Source organism: Citrobacter sp. CK194 (assembly GCF_030333395.1).
GTDB classification, from domain to species: domain Bacteria; phylum Pseudomonadota; class Gammaproteobacteria; order Enterobacterales; family Enterobacteriaceae; genus Citrobacter_B; species Citrobacter_B koseri.
The window spans coordinates 24,912-44,227 of the sequence record NZ_JAOWGA010000018.1; the positions used below are offsets into that span (position 1 = coordinate 24,912).

At 54.8% G+C, this 19,316-nt stretch carries 18 protein-coding genes and 1 pseudogene; 13 read left to right on the forward strand and 6 right to left on the reverse strand.

Annotated features, from left to right (window positions below; all coding sequences use genetic code 11):
- Positions 1-8: 8 nt before the first annotated feature.
- Positions 9-251, forward strand: a pseudogene (locus OGX80_RS22415) (hypothetical protein); the annotation flags it as partial.
- 16 nt (positions 252-267) lie between these two features.
- Positions 268-678, forward strand: a complete 411-nt coding sequence (gene psiE, locus OGX80_RS11885) for a phosphate-starvation-inducible protein PsiE (protein WP_012907714.1) — start codon at positions 268-270, stop codon at positions 676-678.
- 105 nt (positions 679-783) lie between these two features.
- On the opposite strand, the gene malG is transcribed toward psiE, so the two are convergent.
- The 3 genes from malG to malE all read right to left on the reverse strand — a co-directional run bounded on the left by malG (position 784) and on the right by malE (position 4,552).
- Positions 784-1,674 (reverse strand): maltose ABC transporter permease MalG, encoded by an 891-nt coding sequence (malG, locus tag OGX80_RS11890; protein WP_012134654.1) that lies wholly within the window; start codon positions 1,672-1,674, stop codon positions 784-786.
- A 14-nt stretch (positions 1,675-1,688) separates the two neighbouring features.
- Complete coding sequence (malF, locus tag OGX80_RS11895) at positions 1,689-3,233, reverse strand: maltose ABC transporter permease MalF (protein ID WP_115182233.1); 1,545 nt, start codon at positions 3,231-3,233, stop codon at positions 1,689-1,691.
- A gap of 128 nt (positions 3,234-3,361) precedes the next feature.
- Positions 3,362-4,552: a maltose/maltodextrin ABC transporter substrate-binding protein MalE gene (malE, locus tag OGX80_RS11900; protein WP_049012001.1), complete on the reverse strand. Its 1,191-nt coding sequence runs from the start codon at positions 4,550-4,552 to the stop codon at positions 3,362-3,364.
- A gap of 371 nt (positions 4,553-4,923) precedes the next feature.
- On the opposite strand from malE, the gene malK reads away from it, so the two are divergent.
- From malK to ubiA, 5 genes are all read left to right on the forward strand, one after another.
- A complete protein-coding gene (gene malK / locus OGX80_RS11905; protein WP_012134650.1) occupies positions 4,924-6,033 on the forward strand; it encodes a maltose/maltodextrin ABC transporter ATP-binding protein MalK in 1,110 nt (369 codons plus the stop codon).
- A gap of 132 nt (positions 6,034-6,165) precedes the next feature.
- Complete coding sequence (locus tag OGX80_RS11910) at positions 6,166-7,518, forward strand: maltoporin (RefSeq protein WP_024130837.1); 1,353 nt, start codon at positions 6,166-6,168, stop codon at positions 7,516-7,518.
- A 154-nt stretch (positions 7,519-7,672) separates the two neighbouring features.
- On the forward strand, positions 7,673-8,614 hold the full coding sequence (malM, locus tag OGX80_RS11915) for a maltose operon protein MalM (protein WP_115182232.1): 942 nt from the start codon (positions 7,673-7,675) through the stop codon (positions 8,612-8,614).
- Between the two features lie 181 nt (positions 8,615-8,795).
- Positions 8,796-9,293: a chorismate lyase gene (gene ubiC / locus OGX80_RS11920; RefSeq protein ID WP_012134646.1), complete on the forward strand. Its 498-nt coding sequence runs from the start codon at positions 8,796-8,798 to the stop codon at positions 9,291-9,293.
- Between the two features lie 12 nt (positions 9,294-9,305).
- Entirely contained in the window at positions 9,306-10,175 is an 870-nt protein-coding gene (gene ubiA, locus OGX80_RS11925; protein WP_049011994.1) for a 4-hydroxybenzoate octaprenyltransferase, read from the forward strand.
- 91 nt (positions 10,176-10,266) lie between these two features.
- Here ubiA and plsB read toward each other — a convergent pair whose 3' ends face one another.
- Positions 10,267-12,687, reverse strand: coding sequence for a glycerol-3-phosphate 1-O-acyltransferase PlsB (gene plsB, locus OGX80_RS11930; protein WP_115182231.1), 2,421 nt, complete (start codon positions 12,685-12,687; stop codon positions 10,267-10,269).
- A 170-nt stretch (positions 12,688-12,857) separates the two neighbouring features.
- Between plsB and OGX80_RS11935 the strand changes: the two genes are divergently transcribed.
- The 4 genes from OGX80_RS11935 (at position 12,858) to OGX80_RS11950 (ending at position 15,920) form a co-directional block, all read left to right on the forward strand.
- Entirely contained in the window at positions 12,858-13,226 is a 369-nt protein-coding gene (locus OGX80_RS11935; protein ID WP_012134643.1) for a diacylglycerol kinase, read from the forward strand.
- A gap of 123 nt (positions 13,227-13,349) precedes the next feature.
- Positions 13,350-13,958 (forward strand): transcriptional repressor LexA, encoded by a 609-nt coding sequence (gene lexA, locus OGX80_RS11940; protein WP_012134642.1) that lies wholly within the window; start codon positions 13,350-13,352, stop codon positions 13,956-13,958.
- Positions 13,959-14,253: 295 nt separating this feature from the next.
- Complete coding sequence (gene dinF, locus OGX80_RS11945; RefSeq protein ID WP_115182230.1) at positions 14,254-15,573, forward strand: MATE family efflux transporter DinF; 1,320 nt, start codon at positions 14,254-14,256, stop codon at positions 15,571-15,573.
- Between the two features lie 137 nt (positions 15,574-15,710).
- Positions 15,711-15,920 carry a CsbD family protein gene (locus tag OGX80_RS11950; protein ID WP_024130835.1) on the forward strand — a complete coding sequence of 70 codons (210 nt, stop codon included), beginning with the start codon at positions 15,711-15,713 and terminating at the stop codon, positions 15,918-15,920.
- 93 nt (positions 15,921-16,013) lie between these two features.
- On the opposite strand, the gene zur is transcribed toward OGX80_RS11950, so the two are convergent.
- Positions 16,014-16,529, reverse strand: a complete 516-nt coding sequence (gene zur / locus OGX80_RS11955; RefSeq protein ID WP_012134638.1) for a zinc uptake transcriptional repressor Zur — start codon at positions 16,527-16,529, stop codon at positions 16,014-16,016.
- A gap of 155 nt (positions 16,530-16,684) precedes the next feature.
- Here zur and dusA point away from each other — a divergent pair, with 155 nt between their 5' ends.
- Positions 16,685-17,680: a tRNA dihydrouridine(20/20a) synthase DusA gene (gene dusA, locus OGX80_RS11960; RefSeq protein WP_047459672.1), complete on the forward strand. Its 996-nt coding sequence runs from the start codon at positions 16,685-16,687 to the stop codon at positions 17,678-17,680.
- 162 nt (positions 17,681-17,842) lie between these two features.
- Positions 17,843-18,085: an envelope stress response protein PspG gene (gene pspG / locus OGX80_RS11965; protein ID WP_012134631.1), complete on the forward strand. Its 243-nt coding sequence runs from the start codon at positions 17,843-17,845 to the stop codon at positions 18,083-18,085.
- Between the two features lie 176 nt (positions 18,086-18,261).
- Here pspG and OGX80_RS11970 read toward each other — a convergent pair whose 3' ends face one another.
- Positions 18,262-19,245, reverse strand: a complete 984-nt coding sequence (locus OGX80_RS11970) for a quinone oxidoreductase (protein WP_115182211.1) — start codon at positions 19,243-19,245, stop codon at positions 18,262-18,264.
- Between the last annotated feature and the right edge of the window lie 71 nt (positions 19,246-19,316).

Here is a 19,316-nt window from a genome sequence, read left to right on the forward strand (position 1 = left end):
GTTGCCAGCCGGATGGCGCTACGCTTATCCGGCCTACAAACCGCATTCATTGTAGGCCGGATAAGGCGTTTACGCCGCCATCCGGCAATTTACCACGCTTCCCGCGCCGATCACTGTGCCGTCGCTTTTCCCTTCTCTTTGAAACATGCCATGACAGAGATAATTCTCCGCTGACCTTTGCTGCACAAAACATAAACAAAAAATATAGATCTCCGTCACATTTTTGCGTTATACAGGAACCTTGCTACTGAGAAAGAGGGTGCTGCTATGACGTCACTATCTCGTCCACGCGTGGAGTTTATCTCCACGATCCTACAGACCGTGCTGAATCTTGGGCTGTTAAGTCTGGGCCTGATCCTGGTCGTTTTCCTCGGTAAAGAGACCTTACATCTGGCGGATGTGCTGTTCGCGCCGGAGCAAACCAGCAAATACGAGCTGGTGGAAGGGTTGGTGGTCTACTTTCTCTACTTTGAGTTTATTGCGTTGATTGTGAAGTACTTCCAGTCAGGTTTTCATTTCCCGCTGCGCTACTTTGTCTATATCGGGATCACCGCGATTGTGCGCCTGATCATCGTCGATCATAAATCGCCGATGGATGTGCTGATCTACTCTGCGGCGATCCTGTTATTGGTGATCACCCTGTGGTTATGTAATTCGAAACGGTTAAAACGGGAATAAAAAAAGGCGCTCCGAGGAGCGCCGAAGAACAGTCACAAGTTGGGATAATATAAGTTGAGGGTTGCAGTGGCATTGCCCGTTTCCGGGCAGGTACATCAATGAAACTTAGCCTTTCACACCGCCTGCCGTCAGGCCGTTGACCAGCCAACGCTGGGCCAGCAAGAACACCAGCGTGATCGGGATGGCGGACAACACGGCAGCGGCGGCAAAATCGCCCCACAGATAGTTTTGCGGGTTGAGGTACTGCTGCATACCTACCGCCAGGGTATAGCTGTTTACATCACGCAGTAACAGCGAGGCGACAGGAACTTCAGTGATGGCGGCAATGAACGACAGAATAAAGACCACCGCCAGAATCGGCACCGAGAGCGGCAGCAGCACCAGACGGAAAGCCTGCCACGGCGTCGCGCCATCCAGCGCCGCCGCTTCTTCCAGCGAACCGTCGATGGTTTCGAAATAGCCTTTAATCGTCCAGACGTGCAGCGCAATCCCGCCCAGGTAAGCGAAAATCACCCCGCCGTGGGTATTCAGACCGATAAACGGAATGTACTGGCCGAGACGGTCGAACAACGCGTACAACGCCACCAGTGACAGCACCGCCGGGAACATCTGGAAAATCAGCATCCCTTTGAGCAACGTCGCTTTGCCGGGAAAGCGCATACGGGCAAACGCGTAAGCACAGGTCGTAGAGAGCGCCACGATGCCAATGGCGGTGATCGCCGCGACTTTGATCGAGTTCCACAGCCATAACAGAACCGGGAAGGGGGGCGGCGTGACACGGCCATCAGCGTGTTCCACGCTGAAGCCCAATGCCAGCCGCCAGTGCTCCCAGGAGATGCGTTCCGGGATCAGGCTCCCGGTTGCGAAGTTGCCTTCACGCAGCGAAATGGCGACGACCATCAGCAGCGGGAACATGATTGCCGCGATAAAAATCAGCAGCCCTAAGTGCGTGATGAAGAGACGCAGCTTTTGAGATTTGGGTTGAACCATTGCCATTGTTGTTATCTCCCTTAATCAAACTTCATACGCGTGGCTTTCAGGTTCACGATGGCCAGCGCGCCGACCAGCAGGAAGATCAGCGTGGCGATCGCGGCCGCCAGACCGAAGTCCTGGCCCCCGCCGCCTTCAAAGGCGATGCGGTAAGTGTAGCTCACGAGCAGGTCGGTATAACCGGCTGGCGTAGTGGTGCCGAGGCGGTCCGGGCCGCCGTTGGTCAGAAGCTGAATCAGTACGAAGTTGTTAAAGTTAAAGGCAAAGCTGGCGATCATCAGCGGCGTCAGCGGCTTAATCAGCAGCGGGAATGTAATCTTAAAGAAGTTCTGGAACGGCCCCGCGCCGTCCATTGCCGACGCTTCGTACAGATCGTCTGGAATCGCTTTCAGCAGGCCCATGCAGAGGATCATCATGTACGGATAGCCCAGCCAGGTGTTGACGATAATGACCATCGTGCGGGCGGTGTTCGGGTCGCTGAACCAGGCCGGTTTGAGGCCAAACAGCGCGCTCAGCATCATGTTGATCTCACCAAAGCTCTGGTTGAACAAACCTTTGAAGATCAGAATCGAGATGAACGACGGCACCGCATACGGCAGAATCAGCAGCACGCGGTAAATCGCTTTACCTTTCAGCGCTTCCCACTGTACGAGGCAGGCCAGCACCATCCCAACCGCCACGGTCAGCAGCACGGTGAGAACGGAGAACACCACGGTCCAGACGAAGATCGCGAAGAACGGTTTCTGGATGCCCTCGTCAGTAAAGACGCGGGAGAAATTGTCCCAGCCGATGGTCACGGTGTAGCCTGGGCTCAGTTTTTCGTCGCCCCAGTTGCCGTCCGCGTTGATGGCCTGATAGTAGCCAATATCGTTGTTTGGCCGATACGCCACGCCGCTCTGGTTATTTGTCAGCGTGCCGTCGCTGGCGAGGGTATAGAGCGGCTGGGTGCCGGAAAACTGGCGCAGCGAGCTCATGATGACCTTGCTTTCATCGGGCAAAACGGCGGTAAGCTGGTTCAGCGCCTGACGATTTTGGGTGATGATGCGCAGGTTGGCGCGTTCACCGGCCGGCAGCGCGTCAGCCTCTTTCAGTTGCAGTTTTTGTTCGCCGCCGAATTTAAAGGCGTCGGAGAGATAATTCTTGCCGGTTTCGCCGTCGGTGAGGGCCAGTTGCCACTCGTCACCCGCCGGATACAGGCCAAAGTTATAGGTTTTGCCCGCCTGATAAGAACGATCCATCAGCACCTGCTGGGCGCGTTCAAAGGTGAGCTGGTTGGTGCTGCTGTAGTTGGTAAAGGCGATGGCGATAGTGCAGACCAGCGGGAACAGGACAAACAGCCCCATACCGGCCATGCCCGGATAAACATAGCGCCAGGCATAGGTTTTACGATTCGCGAAAATATACAGGCCAGCAGAGCTTAAAATCAGCGTCATGATGGCAAACAGGTACTCCCCTTGTGCGTACATTAAAACTACAAGGTAACCCACCAGCAGACCCAGCAGACCAATCGCTGACCACTTCAGCGAGTCGCTTTGCCACCAATGTTTCTTTTTAATGACATCCATGGGGATCTTCCTCTACAACTTTGAAATCCTGTAGGTCAGCGTGCCTGATGGCGCTGCGCTTCTCCGGCCTACCTGTTCTGTAGGCCGGAGAAGGCATTGATGCCGCCATCCGGCACACGACCTGAACATTACTTGGTGATACGGCCCTGCGCGTCTTTCAGCGCGGCGTCGACAGTCTGACGACCGCTGGCAGCGTTGATAACTGCCGTACGAACCGCATACCAGAAGGCTGACATCTGCGGAATGTTCGGCATGATTTCGCCTTTCTGGGCGTTATCCATCGTGGCGGCGATACGCGGATCTTTCGCTAACTGATCCTGGAAGGATTTCAGCGCAACCGCGCCCAGCGGTTTGTCCTTGTTCACGACGTCCAGACCCTGATCGGTCAGCAGGTAGTTTTCGAGGAACTCTTTCGCCAGCTCTTTGTTCGGGCTGGCGGCGTTAATGCCCGCGCTCAGCACGCCAACGAACGGTTTAGACGGTTTGCCTTTGAATGTCGGCAGCAGTGTCACGCCGTAATTGATTTTGCTCTTGTCGATGTTTGACCACGCCCACGGACCGTTGATGGTCATCGCCGTTTCGCCTTTGTTAAAGGCGGCTTCCGCGATGGAGTAATCGGTATCGGCGTTCATGTGTTTGTTTTTGATCATATCGACCAGGAAGCCCAGACCGGCTTTCGCCCCTGCGCTGTCTACGCCGACATCTTTCACGTCATACTTACCGTTCTCAAACTTGAACGCGTAACCGCCATCGGCAGCAATCAGCGGCCAGGTGAAGTACGGTTCTTGCAGGTTGAACATCAGCGCGCTCTTACCTTTCGCTTTCAGCTCTTTATCCAACGCCGGGATCTCTTCCCAGGTTTTCGGCGGGTTCGGAACGAGGTCTTTGTTGTAAATCAGGGACAGCGCTTCAACGGCGATCGGGTAGGCGATCAGCTTGCCATTGTAACGCACCGCATCCCAGGTGAACGGATAGAGCTTGTCCTGGAACGCCTGGTCCGGGGTGATCTCAGCCAGCAGGCCAGACTGTGCGTAGCCGCCAAAACGGTCATGCGCCCAGAAGATGATGTCCGGGCCGTCACCGGTGGCCGCAACCTGAGGGAATTTCTCTTCCAGCTTGTCCGGGTGCTCAACGGTGACTTTAATGCCGGTGTCTTGTTCGAATTTTTTGCCCACTTCAGCGAGGCCGTTGTAGCCTTTGTCGCCGTTAATCCAGATAACCAGCTTACCTTCTTCAATCTTGGCGAGAGCCGAGGCGGAAAACATCATCGTCGTCAGTGCGGACAATGCGAGGATGCGTGCGCCAGTTTTGATTTTCATATCTCCCATCCTTTTTGGTGATGTGCTCGTGGATACACAGAGGTGGCTTAACGGTATCTAGTTTCTTTATACGGCAACCTCTTTCCATCCTCCTTACCCCTACGCCCCACCCCTTCTTTATGTGATCTGTGTTGCATAAATGTGAGTAATGCGTGTTGGCGCACATAAAAACACCGCGATTTTTGCAGGTGACATCACGAAATTCCTCGGCGGGGCGCGGCCCGGGTCTCAGACGCTGCTCCCTCATCCTCCCGCCTCCTCCCCCATAAAAAAGCCGGGGGGTGGAGGATTTACGCAATCAAGGGATCACGCATAGTCAGGCCATCATGAATGTTGCTGTCGATGACAGGTTGTAACGAAGGGAGAAGGGCATGGCGAGCGTACAGCTGCGAAATGTAACGAAAGCCTGGGGTGACGTGGTGGTATCGAAAGATATCAATCTCGACATTCACGAAGGGGAATTCGTGGTGTTTGTCGGACCGTCAGGCTGCGGGAAATCGACCTTGCTGCGTATGATCGCCGGACTTGAAACCATCACCAGCGGAGATCTGTTCATTGGGGAAGCCCGTATGAACGACATCCCGCCCGCCGAACGCGGCGTGGGGATGGTTTTCCAGTCCTATGCGCTCTATCCCCACCTGTCCGTGGCAGAAAACATGTCTTTTGGTTTGAAGCTGGCGGGGGCCAAAAAAGAGGTGATGAATCAGCGTGTGAATCAGGTGGCGGAAGTGCTGCAACTGGCGCACCTGCTGGAGCGCAAGCCGAAAGCGCTCTCCGGCGGCCAGCGCCAGCGCGTGGCGATAGGCCGCACGCTGGTGGCGGAACCGCGCGTGTTCCTGCTTGATGAGCCGCTGTCTAACCTTGATGCCGCCCTGCGCGTGCAGATGCGTATCGAAATCTCCCGCCTGCATAAGCGTCTGGGCCGCACGATGATTTACGTCACCCACGATCAGGTCGAAGCGATGACGCTGGCCGACAAAATCGTGGTGCTGGATGCCGGCCGCGTGGCGCAGGTCGGTAAGCCGCTGGAGCTGTACCACTATCCGGCGGATCGCTTCGTCGCAGGTTTTATCGGTTCCCCGAAAATGAACTTCCTGCCGGTGAAAGTCACCGCGACCGCTATCGAGCAGGTGCAGGTTGAGCTGCCGAACCGCCAGAACGTCTGGCTGCCGGTAGAAAGCAACGGCGTTCAGGTCGGGGCAAATATGTCTTTAGGTATTCGTCCAGAGCATCTGCTGCCCAGCGACATCGCCGATGTCACCCTGGAAGGCGAGGTTCAGGTCGTCGAACAACTTGGTCACGAAACACAAATTCATATCCAGATCCCCGCCATTCGTCAAAACCTGGTTTACCGCCAGAACGACGTGGTGTTGGTAGAAGAGGGTGCCACATTCGCTATCGGTCTGCCGCCAGAGCGTTGCCATCTGTTCCGTGAAGATGGTTCCGCATGCCGTCGGCTGCATAAGGAGCCGGGCGTTTAAGGTCCCCATTAAAAAACAAAACGCAAAACCATTCGAGGATGCATCGAGGCGGCAAGTGAAAAAACACCGCCAACAAAGAGGCAGTCCGAAGGGGGACGCGTTTAAAGAAAAGCAATGATCTCAGGAGATAGAATAATGATTACTCTGCGCAAACTTCCTCTGGCGGTTGCCGTCGCAGCAGGCGTTATGTCTGCTCAGGCAATGGCAGTGGATTTTCATGGTTATGCTCGTTCCGGTATCGGCTGGACGGGTAGTGGCGGCGAACAACAATGTTTCCAGGCAACTGGCGCTCAAAGTAAATACCGTCTTGGTAACGAATGTGAAACCTATGCGGAATTGAAACTGGGTCAGGAAGTGTGGAAAGAAGGCGACAAGAGCTTTTATTTCGACACTAACGTGGCCTACTCCGTAGCGCAACAGAATGACTGGGAAGCAACCGATCCGGCGTTCCGTGAAGCCAACGTGCAGGGTAAAAACCTGATTGACTGGCTGCCAGGCTCCACCATCTGGGCGGGTAAGCGCTTCTATCAGCGTCATGACGTTCACATGATCGACTTCTACTACTGGGATATTTCTGGTCCTGGTGCGGGTATCGAAAACATCGACCTGGGCTTCGGTAAACTGTCTCTGGCAGCGACCCGCTCTCAGGAAGCCGGTGGTTCCTACACCTTCAGCAGCCAGGATATTTACAACTCTTCTAAAGACACCGCCAACGACGTCTTCGACGTGCGTTTAGCCGGTCTGGAAACGAACCCGGACGGCGTGCTGGAACTGGGTGTCGACTATGGTCGCGCAAACACCACTGACGATTATCGTCTGGCTGACGGCGCATCTAAAGACGGCTGGATGTTCACTGCTGAACATACCCAGAGCATGCTGAAGGGCTACAACAAGTTTGTGGTTCAGTACGCCACTGACGCGATGACCACGCAGGGTAAAGGTATTCCTCAGGGTTCTTACGGCTCGACTTTTGATATCGGCGAAGGCGACGATCAGCTCCACTATGTCGATCGTTACGTCAATAACAACGGTAAGCTGTGGCGTATTCTGGACCACGGGGCGATCTCTCTGGGCGACCGTTGGGACCTGATGTACGTCGGTATGTTCCAGAAACAGGACCTGGATAACGATCTGGGTACTGACTGGTGGACCGTAGGCGTTCGTCCGATGTTCAAATGGACGCCGATCATGAGCACCCTGCTGGAAGTCGGTTACGACAACGTCAAATCTCAGCAGACTGGCGATCGCAACAACCAGTACAAAATCACCCTGGCGCAACAATGGCAGGCTGGCGACAGCATCTGGTCCCGCCCGGCCATCCGTCTCTTCGCAACCTACGCGAAGTGGGATGAGAAATGGGGTTACATCAAAGACGGCGATAACACATTGCGTTATGCCGCATCGAATAACTCCGGCTTCAACACAACCAGCCGTGGCGACAACGATGAGTGGTCCTTCGGCGCCCAGATGGAAATCTGGTGGTAATACGTGACATAACGAGGGGGGCGCAAGTCCCCCGGTAACGAGATGCAGGCCGGATAAGGCGTAGCCGCTATCCGGCATTATCTGCACCGTTTCTCGCGGTTTAGCGCGCTATTGCCTGGCCACCGCTGAACCCGTGCTATCTGAGGTGATAACAATGAAAATGAAGAAAAGTCTCGTCGCCCTTTGTTTATCTGCGGGGTTGCTGGCAAGCGCACCAGGCATCAGCCTGGCGGAGGTAAACTATGTTCCGCAAAACACCAGCGCAGCGCCTGCGATTCCGACCGCCGCACTACAACAACTCACCTGGACGCCTGTCGACCAGTCCAGTACGCAGTCCACACAGCTTTCTACCGGTGGTCAGCGGCTTGACGTCGCCGGTATTACAGGCCCGGTTGCCGCGTATAGCGTACCGGCGAACATCGGTGAGCTCACGCTGACATTGAGCAGCGAAGTTAACAAACAAACCAGCGTATTTGCACCGAACGTGCTGATTCTCGACCAGAACCTGACGCCTTCAGCGTTTTTCCCCAGCAGCTACTTTACCTACCAGGCCCCCGGCGTAATGAGCGCGGATCGTCTGGAAGGGGTGATGCGCCTGACGCCTGCGCTGGGCCAGCAGAAGCTGTACGTTCTGGTGTTTACTACCAATAACGATCTCCAGCAGACCACCACGCTGCTTGACCCGGCAAAAGCGTATGCGAAAGGCGTGGGTAATGCCGTCCCGGATATTCCCGATCCGATCGCGCGCCACACGACTGATGGCCTGCTGAAACTGAAAGTGAAAACCAACAGCAGCTCCAGCGTACTGGTTGGCCCGCTGTTTGGTTCTTCCGGTCCGGGACCGGTCACCGTCGGCAATACTGCGGCACCGGCGACCGCCTATACCGCACCAGCCGTTGCCGCGCCAGCGCCTGCCCCGGCGAAGAAAAGCGAGCCAATGCTGAACGACACGGAAAGCTACTTCAACAATGCGATTAAGGACGCGGTAGCGAAAGGTGACGTTGATAAAGCTCTGAAACTGCTTGATGAAGCCGAACGCCTGGGATCGACATCTGCCCGTTCCACGTTTATCAGCAGTGTAAAAGGCAAGGGGTAAGCGTCTCCCCACATTGCTGATTTTGCAACAACTGGTGCGTCTCCTGGCGCACCTTTTTTTTAGCATTCCATGCGAGTTGTTACACTTCTGTTGCGCAACCGATCACTTAATTATGTTTACGCCTCCCGTAATCTCTTTTCTGCGATACAATGCCTTTACGTTATGAAACGGAGAGTACGGCATGTCACACCCTGCGTTAACGCAACTGCGTGCGCTGCGCTATTTTAAAGAGATTCCTGCGCTGGATTCCCGGTTGCTCGACTGGTTACTTCTGGAAGATTCCATGACCAAACGTTTTGAGCAAGAAGGGAAACGGGTAAGCGTGACATTGCTTCGGGAAGCGTTTGTTGGTCCACATGAAGTGGCTGAAGAGGTGGCGCTGCTACCGGTCGAATCTCGCTACTGGTTACGTGAAATTTTGTTATGTGCAGACGGCGAACCCTGGCTTGCCGGGCGTACCGTCGTGCCTGAATCAACGTTGTGCGGCCCTGAGCTGGCCTTACAAAATCTGGGAAAAACGCCGTTAGGGCGCTACCTGTTTACATCATCAACGTTGACCCGAGATTTTATTGAGATTGGTCGTGATGCCGCACTGTGGGGGCGTCGTTCCCGCCTGCGTCTGAGCGGTAAGCCGCTGATGCTTACCGAGCTGTTTTTGCCCGCATCACCGTTGTATTAAGAGGAAAACAAAATGGAGTGGAGTCTGACGCAGAATAAGCTGTTGGCGTTTCACCGCCTGATGCGTACGGATAAGCCAATCGGCGCCTTACTGCTGCTCTGGCCGACATTATGGGCGCTGTGGGTAGCGACGCCGGGAGTACCGCAACTGTGGATTCTGGCGGTGTTTGTCGCCGGGGTCTGGTTAATGCGCGCCGCCGGTTGCGTGGTCAACGATTATGCCGATCGTAAGTTTGATGGACATGTGAAACGCACGGCCAACCGACCGTTGCCCAGCGGGGCGGTTACGGAGAAAGAGGCGCGCACGCTGTTTGTCGTACTGGTAGCGCTCTCCTTCCTGCTGGTGTTAACGCTGAATACGATGACCATTCTGCTGTCGATTGCGGCGCTGGCGCTGGCGTGGGTCTATCCCTTCATGAAGCGTTACACCCATTTGCCGCAGGTTGTGCTGGGCGCGGCGTTCGGCTGGTCTATTCCTATGGCGTTTGCGGCGGTGAGTGAGTCCGTGCCGCTGAGCTGCTGGCTGATGTTCCTGGCCAATATCCTCTGGGCGGTGGCCTACGACACGCAGTATGCGATGGTTGACCGGGACGACGATCTGAAAATCGGCATTAAATCGACGGCCATTCTGTTCGGGCGACATGACAAACTTATTATCGGGATTTTGCAGATTGCGGTGCTGGCGCTAATGGCGCTGATTGGCTGGCTGAACGGGCTGGGCTGGGGGTATTACTGGTCGGTGCTGGTGGCCGGCGCGCTGTTTGTGTATCAGCAGAAACTGATTATCGGGCGCGAACGTGAAGCCTGTTTTAAAGCGTTTATGAACAATAACTACGTCGGCCTGGTGCTGTTTTTAGGGCTGGCGATGAGTTACGTTGGCTGAAAAAAAGCCCGGTAGCGCTTACCGGGCCTACATAACATATTGCGCAGAACGTAGGCCGGGTAGGGCGAAGCCGCCACCCGGCTTTTTATTGTCACTCGCCCTGCGTTGCGCTCTCAATGGTCAGACGCACATCCGACGTGATCAAATCGGCCAACATCTGATACACCTTCATCGTCTGCTCAGGCTCGGCGTCTCCGGTATCGCTGATGTATTTCTCATCACGCAGAGTCAGCACCAGAGAACTGAACACCGCTTTATCGAAGAACTCCGGCGCGTTAATGCCGTGCAGAACGGAAAGACGTTGCGCGACCGTGCGGCTCTCTTTTTCCAGCGTACTGCGGTTGATCGACGGATTCGCGCTCAGCAGCCAGAAGGTGATGGCATAGCGTTGCAGTGTTTCGCGCGCGCCAGCCGCCAGCAGTTGCAGCGTGCGAGAATGTGCCGGATTGATATGCAGCTCATCGTTCTGCACGGCGATCAGCCCCTGACGTTGCATCTCACTGCTCAGCGCGTCAATCACGCTGGCAAGCTCATCGTGTTCCCAGCGCAGGAACAGTTCCGCTTTCAGCATCGGATAGAGCACGTCAACATGCTGCATCAGCGCGTCACGCGAGATGTGGCGGTGCTGGGTAATGATGGCCGCCATCAGGGAAGGCAGAACCAGCATATGCGCGATGTTGTTGCGATAGTAGGTCATCAACACGGCCTGCTCGCGCGGTAGAATGATGATATCGCCGATGGTGTCTTTCTCGACCTCAAACTTGTTCATCTGCAAGGCGTGGTCGATCAGTTCACTGGCGCTCTGCGCAGGAACCGTAGAATCCGCCGCGTACGGCACGTTGCGCAGCAGACTCAGATAGCAGTCGAGCTGTTCAGTCAGTTGCTCACGGGTCAGAGAGCGCTGGCGGGAAGCCAGCAGCGCGGTGCAGCACAGGTTCATGGCGTTGGCCGCGCCTGCGTTGTTAATGCGCACCATCAGATCGGCGGCAATGTTATTCACCGTCGGCGTCAGCCAGGCCGGGCGGATAGACTCGATAGGATCGATGGATTCACGCCACTCCGGCACATGCTGGTTGAGGTAAGTCATCAATGGCATCGGTTCGCCAAAGTTGACGTAACCCTGGCCCAGATTACGCAGCTTGCTTAAGCCGCGCAGCATCTGCGGCAGGCTCTCTTTCTCTTTCGTCGCGCCACGCAGTTCTTTGGCGTAAGTGCCCACTTCCATCACATGCTCATAGCCGATGTAGATCGGCACCAGTGTGATAGGACGTGTGCCGCCGCGCAACATCGCCTGAATGGTCATCGACAGCGTGCCGGTTTTCGGGTCGAGCAGACGACCGGTACGCGAGCGACCGCCTTCCACGAAATATTCGACCGAGTAACCACGGCTGAACAGCTCGCCCAGGTATTCACGGAAAACGGTGGAGTAGAGCTTGTTGCCCTTGAAGGTACGACGAATAAAGAACGCGCCCAGACGGCGGAAAATCGGACCCGCCGGCCAGAAGTTCAGGTTGATGCCCGCAGCGATATGCGGCGGCACCAACCCCTGGTGATACAGCACGTAGGAAAGCAGCATATAGTCCATATGGCTGCGGTGGCAGGGCACATAGACAATTTCATGCCCGTCGTGCGCCAACTGACGAACGCGCTCGGCGTTATGGACGTTAATCCCCTGATAAAGACGGTTCCAGGTAAAGCCCAGAATACGGTCGGTCAGACGGATCATCTCGTAGGAGAAGTTGGCGGCAATCTCTTCCATCAGCGCAATGGCGTTTTGCTGCGCCTTTTCATGGGAGATTTTTTTGCTGCGCGCTTCATCTTCCACGGCGCGAGCGATGGCTTTTGAAGCCAGCAGCTTGTTAAACAGATCCTGACGGGCTGGCAGACGCGGCCCGACCGCCGCCAGACGTTGACGGGCGAAGTGCATACGCGCCACGCGCGCCAGTTTCTGCGCTATTGTCTTGTCAGTGCCGTGTTCGTCAGCCATCCGACGCAAAGACACGGACGGCGAGAAACGAACAAAGCTGTCGCGTCCCAGCCAGGAGACGGCAAAGAATTTCTGCACGCCGTTCAGCATACGTAAAGGCGGGTTCTCTTCTCCTTTTTCGCGCCCCGGAGAGCGGCCAAACATCACCGATACCGGCACCATTTGCACATCCAGATCGGGATTGCTGCGGTGGAGATCGAGATAGTTGTGGAAAAGCTTAATGGACTCTTCTTTTGGCGTGTAATAGGTGAAGACACGCGGCCCGCCGTGAATAAAGACATAACGCGGCAGCAGCGTTCCGTCGATCTCCAGCGGCTCCAGCGGGTCGGGAAGATCGTGCGCCAGGCACTGGGCGCGCAGCGTCAGCAGGTCTGCTTTGGAGTTGTACGGCAATACGTACATAATAGGGCGCGATGTATCAAGCCCCAACTCCGGGGCAGGATCTGCCGGAATAGACTTGCTTTTTACCAGCACGCTTAATGGTAAATTCAGTAATTTGTAGTAAATTCGTGGCCAGCCGGACATAAACGATGTAAAGCCTCTGGTTAATAATGCAAATGCGCTGCAAGGATATCAGAAAGTCTGGTGAATTTCTGGTGTATCCCGTCATACTTCGCGCTGCGTTGCCGTCGCCCGAATCATACGGGCCAACGATATAATTTCATTGACGCTAATAATGCAAAAAGGTTCTTTTAATGGCCAATAATACCACTGGATTCACCCGAATCATTAAAGCCGCAGGCTATTCCTGGAAAGGTTTTCGCGCCGCATGGGTCAACGAAGCGGCGTTTCGCCAGGAAAGCATCGCCGTGCTGGCAGGTGTGCTGATTGCCTGCTGGCTGGATGTGGATGCCATTACTCGCGTATTGCTGATTGGTTCCGTGATGCTGGTGATGATTGTTGAAATCCTTAACAGCGCCATTGAAGCTGTTGTTGACCGTATTGGCTCTGAATACCATGAACTCTCCGGCCGCGCGAAGGACATGGGGTCTGCGGCGGTGCTGCTGTCTATTTTCGTCGCGCTGATGACCTGGGGTCTCCTGCTATGGTCACATTTCCGCTAAGGTTTTTTCGATAAAGATTCCATAACGGTATAAAACTCCTGTTTTCTGCGCAGTTTATGGTTCCAAAATCACCTTTAGCTGTATATACTCACAGCATAACTGTATATACACCCAGGGGGCGGAATGAAAGCGTTAACGGCCAGGCAGCAAGAGGTGTTTGATCTCATTCGGGATCACATCAGCCAGACAGGTATGCCACCAACGCGTGCGGAGATCGCGCAGCGTTTGGGGTTCCGTTCCCCAAACGCCGCTGAAGAACACCTGAAAGCGCTGGCGCGTAAAGGGGTGATTGAAATTGTTTCCGGCGCATCGCGCGGTATTCGCCTGCTTCTGGACGAAGAAGAAGGGTTGCCGTTGGTCGGTCGTGTCGCCGCCGGTGAACCGCTGCTGGCGCAGCAGCATATCGAAGGCCATTATCAGGTCGATCCCTCGCTGTTTAAACCCAATGCTGATTTTCTGCTGCGTGTTAGCGGCATGTCGATGAAAGATATCGGAATTATGGACGGCGATCTGCTGGCGGTGCATAAAACCCAGGATGTCCGTAACGGCCAGGTGGTTGTGGCGCGTATTGACGATGAAGTCACGGTAAAACGCCTGAAAAAACAGGGCAATAAAGTTGAACTTTTGCCAGAAAATAGCGAATTTAAACCGATTGTGGTTGACCTGCGTGAGCAGAGCTTCACCATCGAAGGACTGGCGGTAGGCGTTATCCGTAACGGTGAATGGTTGTAATCAGGTGCCGGCACAACGCCTGATGGCGCTGCGCTTATCAGGCCTACAAATATCCCCGTAGGCCGGATAAGGCATTTACGCCGCCATCCGGCAAATGTACCCGTAGAACCGTAGGCCGGATAAGGCGTTTACGCCGCCATCCGGCAAATGTACCCGTAGTACCGTAGGCCAGATAAGGCGTTTATGCCGCCATCCGGCAAATGTATCCGTAGTACCGTAGGCCGGATAAAGCGTTTACGCCGCCATCCGGCGATTAATCGATTGGTTTATTTGACTTTTTCTCAGGCTCATCTGCATGCCTTTCTTCACATCCTCTGATAAAGCACTCTGGCGCCTCGCCTTACCCATGATTTTTTCCAACATCACTGTCCCCTTACTGGGTCTGGTGGATACGGCTGTTATTGGTCATCTCGATAGCCCCGTCTACTTGGGTGGTGTTGCCATTGGCGCAACCGCAACCAGCTTCCTTTTCATGCTGTTGCTCTTCTTACGCATGAGCACTACCGGGTTAACGGCGCAGGCCTTTGGCGCGAAAAATCCGCAAGCGCTGGCGAGAGCGTTGGTGCAACCACTCATCCTGGCGCTGAGCGCGGGGGCACTGATTGCGCTGCTGCGCACGCCGATTATCGATCTGGCATTGCATATCGTTGGCGGTAGCGAAGCGGTGCTGGAGCAGGCAAGACGCTTTCTGGCGATCCGCTGGCTGAGCGCCCCGGCATCTCTGGCGAATCTGGTTTTGCTTGGTTGGCTGCTTGGCGCCCAGTACGCCCGTGCGCCGGTTATCCTGCTGATTGTCGGGAATATCCTGAACATCGTCCTCGACCTGTGGCTGGTTATGGGGCTGCACATGAACGTGCAAGGAGCTGCGCTGGCGACGGTCATCGCTGAATATGCCACGCTGTTAATTGGTCTGCTGATGGTACGCAAAGTCCTTCGTTTGCGCGGTGTCTCTCCCGGTATGTTGAAACAGGCCTGGCGCGGGAACTTCCGTCGTTTGCTGGCGCTTAATCGCGACATCATGCTGCGTTCGCTGCTGCTGCAACTCTGTTTTGGCGCAATCACGGTACTGGGCGCCCGTATGGGAAGCGATATCATTGCGGTGAATGCCGTTCTTATGACGTTGCTGACCTTTACTGCCTATGCGCTGGACGGCTTCGCCTATGCGGTAGAAGCCCATTCGGGTCAGGCTTATGGCGCGCGGGACGGCAGCCAGCTACTGGACGTATGGCGGGCGGCGTGTCGCCAGTCGGGAATTGTGGCGCTGCTGTTTGCGCTGGTTTATGTGCTGGCGGGTGAGTACATCATCGCACTGCTGACTTCGCTGCCGCAGATTCAGCTTCTGGCCGATCGCTATCTTATCTGGCAGGTGATTCTGCCGTTGGTGGGCGTCTGGTGCTATTTGCTGGACGGTATGTTTATCGGGGCGACGCGGGCGGCTGAAATGCGTAACAGCATGGCTGTCGCCGCAGCCGGGTTTGCGCTCACCCTACTGACGATACCGCTGCTGGGGAACCACGGACTGTGGCTTGCGCTAACCGTTTTTCTGGCGCTTCGTGGGCTTTCTCTGGCATTTATCTGGCGGCGACACTGGCGAAAAGGGACCTGGTTTGCCTGAGTCCGGTGGTTAAAAACTCTGAATTAAAAAACGAAGGCTGAATCACTGACTACAATTAATCTCACGTTCAGCAGAAAACGTAATGCGTTTGAGCGACGTTCTCCCGCTATTCACAACCGAACGATGAGGACTTGATGATGAATAAAGACGAAATCGGCGGCAACTGGAAACAGTTTAAAGGTAAAGTGAAAGAGCAATGGGGCAAACTGACCGATGACGATATGACAGTCATCGAAGGTAAGCGTGATCAACTGGTGGGTAAAGTCCAGGAACGCTATGGTTACGCAAAAGATGAGGCGGAAAAAGAAGTGAAAGAATGGGAAAACCGTAACGACTACCGCTGGTAATCAACTTCTCCTGCCCGTGAGTACAAGGACGTACTCCCCTCTGTTCAACGTACTTGCTTTGGGCGGCGTCTGCGGATTAGCCGCCCGATTTATTTAACGTGGTTTCTTCTTCACCAGAATAGAATGGTCGTGCTGGCACTCGCCGGGGTGGCGACAGGCTTCGACTTCCACACACGCCGGGCATAACCCGTGTGCTTCAATCACGTTATGGCGCAGAGCGAACCCCATTTTTGCCGCCAGCGTATGCATAATGTCTTCCACGCCTTCAGCACACTCCTCTTTTACCACACCACAACGGTCGCAGATAAACATGGCCGAGCTATGGGTCGGCTGATCGAACAGGTGACAGAGCACGTAGCTGTTGGTGGATTCGACCTTGTGAACAAAACCCTGCTCAAGCAGAAAATCGAGCGCACGATACACCGTCGGCGGTTTGGCCTGCGGCTCCGTTTCACGCAGCAGATCCAGCAGGTCATAGGCGCTGATCGCGCCTTCCTGCAGGCTCATCAGACGCAACACTTCGAGGCGCTGGGGTGTCAGCCGCACATTGCGTTGCGCACAGAGCTTTTCAGCTTGCGCTAAAAGCTCTTGCGTGGTGGTCTTTTCCATGTGGCACCTCGGATTGCGTGAAAGGTTAATCTTCTACTTTACCATGTTCTGCGTAAAACGCCGAGAAGCAGCCCTAACGATATATCGTCAGCTAATCTTTCAGTGGGCTGTGCTATAGTAGCGCCCCAAATTCACCAGATGCTTAAAATTTCGCCATGTCTACAGAATCACAGTTCGCTTTTCCTGCTCATCGTTTTTCTATCGCGCCGATGCTCGACTGGACGGACAGACATTGTCGCTACTTCCTGCGTCTGCTGTCTCGCCAGACGTTGCTCTATACCGAGATGGTAACTACCGGGGCGATCATTCATGGCAAAGGCGACTATCTGGCATACAGCGAGGAAGAGCATCCGGTGGCGTTGCAGCTTGGCGGCAGCGATCCGGCTGCGCTGGCGCAATGCGCGAAACTGGCGCAGGCGCGAGGATATGACGAAATTAACCTTAACGTAGGCTGCCCGTCTGACCGTGTACAAAACGGCATGTTTGGCGCCTGTCTGATGGGAAATGCGCAACTGGTGGCGGATTGCGTGAAGGCGATGCGGGATGTAGTGTCGATCCCGGTAACGGTCAAAACCCGTATCGGTATTGACGATCAGGATAGCTACGAATTTCTCTGTGACTTCATCAATACGGTCGCCGGTAAAGGCGAATGCGAGATGTTTATTATCCACGCGCGCAAGGCATGGCTCTCCGGGCTCAGTCCGAAGGAAAACCGCGAGATCCCGCCGCTGGATTACCCGCGCGTTTACCAGTTAAAGCGTGACTTCCCGCATCTGACCATGTCCATCAACGGCGGTATTACGTCGCTGGAAGAGGCGAAAGCGCATCTGGAGCATATGGATGGCGTGATGATCGGGCGCGAAGCCTATCAAAACCCGGGTATTCTGGCCTCCGTTGACCGTGAAATCTTTGGCGCGACCACGGCGGATGCCGATCCTGTGGCTGTCGTTCGCGCCATGTATCCGTACATTGAGCGTGAACTGAGCCAGGGGACATACCTCGGGCATATTACCCGTCATATGCTGGGGCTGTTTCAGGGGATTCCTGGCGCGCGCCAGTGGCGCCGTTATCTGAGCGAAAATGCCCATAAAGCAGGCGCCGACATTGACGTGCTGGAACATGCGCTGAAACGGGTGGCGGATAAGCGTTAAGTTCTCACTAAAAGTTAGTCAATTTCACCACGCCCTGCGCACAGTCGCGGGGCGTTTTGTTTGCAAATCAATAGATTAATTTTGGCATGTTTCTTGTAATGGTCTGAATATGTCGGCCCGCAAAGCGCTACGCCACCGGGCATTCCATATTCAGGGGGAATCATGCTGGAACTACTTTTTGTGATGGGCTTTTTTATCATGCTGATGGCCACCGGCGTGTCATTGTTGGGAATTCTGGCCGCGCTGATGGTGGCGACCGCCGTGATGTTCCTGGGCGGGATGTTTGCGTTGGTGATCAAACTGCTGCCGTGGTTGCTGTTGGCTGTTGCCGTGGTGTGGGTCATCAAAGCGGTAAAAACGCCAAAAATCCCACAGTATCAGCGCAATAACCGTCGGTTTTACTAAGGTATTGTGCAGAGGATCACAACCTGTAACTTTCTTCTTAGAAGCAAATAGGAATTGATTATCAAATCTGTCACTATTGCGCGGCTAATGAATTCATCGAGCTGTACCCTACATACAGCCGAACTAAAAAAGAAAGGGCTTCCCATGTGGAAGCCCTAATTCTTTTCCCTGTCATACTACGGAATGAGCAGGCTCGATCCCTGCGTTGCCCGGCTTTCCAGCACCTCATGCGCGCGCTGCGCATCTTTCAACGCGTATTTCTGATTCTCCGCGACCTCGACTTTTATCACGCCGCTGGCAATCAGTGAAAACAGCTCGTTGCTGGCTTCGGTCAATTCATCGCGACTGGTGATATAACCCTGAAGAGAAGGGCGAGTGACGTACAGCGAGCCTTTTTGGTTCAGGATGCCTAAGTTAACGCCGGTCACCGGGCCGGAAGCGTTACCAAAACTCACCATCAGCCCCCGGCGTTGCAGGCAATCCAGCGACGCTTCCCAGGTATCTTTCCCGACTGAATCGTAAACCACCCGTACTTTTTTGCCGCCGGTAATCTCTTTCACCCGTTCAGCGATATTTTCTTCACGATAATTAATCACTTTCCATGCGCCAGCCTGTAAGGCAATTTGCGCTTTCTGCGCGCTGCCTACCGTGCCGATAAGTTTCGCGCCCAGCGCTTTAGCCCACTGGCAGGCGATAAGGCCCACGCCCCCGGCGGCGGCATGGAACAAAAACGGTTCGTCGGGTTTAACCTCATAGGTCTTGCGCAGCAGATAAAAGACCGTTAACCCTTTCAGAAAAGAGGCGGCAGCCTGCTCGAAAGAGATCGCTTTAGGGAGAATGGCGGCCTTATCGGCGGGAACATTGTGTACCGAACTGTAAGCCCCGAGCGCAGACTGGGCATAAACGACGCGGTCGCCTGCTTTAATATGTTTAACGTTGCTGCCGACTTTACTCACCACGCCCGCCGCTTCGGTGCCCAACCCGCTGGGCAGGGATGGCGGTGGATAGAGCCCGCTGCGAATATAGGTATCAATGTAGTTGATGCCAATCGCTTTATTTTCGACCTGGATTTCGTTTTCTGCCGGGTCTACAGGGGAAAAGTCCACTGCTTTCAGGACGTCAGGGCCACCGTGCTTGTGAAATTCAATTCGTGTTGCCATGCTTCCTCCAGAACGTATCGTAAGGGTCCACTTATATGGTAAAGTTTCGACCCATTCTTTATCTCGGTAAC

Coding starts and splice junctions, on each gene's coding strand:
- psiE (WP_012907714.1), top strand. CDS start 268: ATGACGTCACTATCTCGTCCACGCGTGGAGTTTATCTCCACGATCCTA.
- malG (WP_012134654.1), bottom strand. CDS start 1,674: ATGGCAATGGTTCAACCCAAATCTCAAAAGCTGCGTCTCTTCATCACG.
- malF (WP_115182233.1), bottom strand. CDS start 3,233: ATGGATGTCATTAAAAAGAAACATTGGTGGCAAAGCGACTCGCTGAAG.
- malE (WP_049012001.1), bottom strand. CDS start 4,552: ATGAAAATCAAAACTGGCGCACGCATCCTCGCATTGTCCGCACTGACG.
- malK (WP_012134650.1), top strand. CDS start 4,924: ATGGCGAGCGTACAGCTGCGAAATGTAACGAAAGCCTGGGGTGACGTG.
- malM (WP_115182232.1), top strand. CDS start 7,673: ATGAAAATGAAGAAAAGTCTCGTCGCCCTTTGTTTATCTGCGGGGTTG.
- ubiC (WP_012134646.1), top strand. CDS start 8,796: ATGTCACACCCTGCGTTAACGCAACTGCGTGCGCTGCGCTATTTTAAA.
- ubiA (WP_049011994.1), top strand. CDS start 9,306: ATGGAGTGGAGTCTGACGCAGAATAAGCTGTTGGCGTTTCACCGCCTG.
- plsB (WP_115182231.1), bottom strand. CDS start 12,687: ATGTCCGGCTGGCCACGAATTTACTACAAATTACTGAATTTACCATTA.
- OGX80_RS11935 (WP_012134643.1), top strand. CDS start 12,858: ATGGCCAATAATACCACTGGATTCACCCGAATCATTAAAGCCGCAGGC.
- lexA (WP_012134642.1), top strand. CDS start 13,350: ATGAAAGCGTTAACGGCCAGGCAGCAAGAGGTGTTTGATCTCATTCGG.
- dinF (WP_115182230.1), top strand. CDS start 14,254: ATGCCTTTCTTCACATCCTCTGATAAAGCACTCTGGCGCCTCGCCTTA.
- OGX80_RS11950 (WP_024130835.1), top strand. CDS start 15,711: ATGAATAAAGACGAAATCGGCGGCAACTGGAAACAGTTTAAAGGTAAA.
- zur (WP_012134638.1), bottom strand. CDS start 16,529: ATGGAAAAGACCACCACGCAAGAGCTTTTAGCGCAAGCTGAAAAGCTC.
- dusA (WP_047459672.1), top strand. CDS start 16,685: ATGTCTACAGAATCACAGTTCGCTTTTCCTGCTCATCGTTTTTCTATC.
- pspG (WP_012134631.1), top strand. CDS start 17,843: ATGCTGGAACTACTTTTTGTGATGGGCTTTTTTATCATGCTGATGGCC.
- OGX80_RS11970 (WP_115182211.1), bottom strand. CDS start 19,245: ATGGCAACACGAATTGAATTTCACAAGCACGGTGGCCCTGACGTCCTG.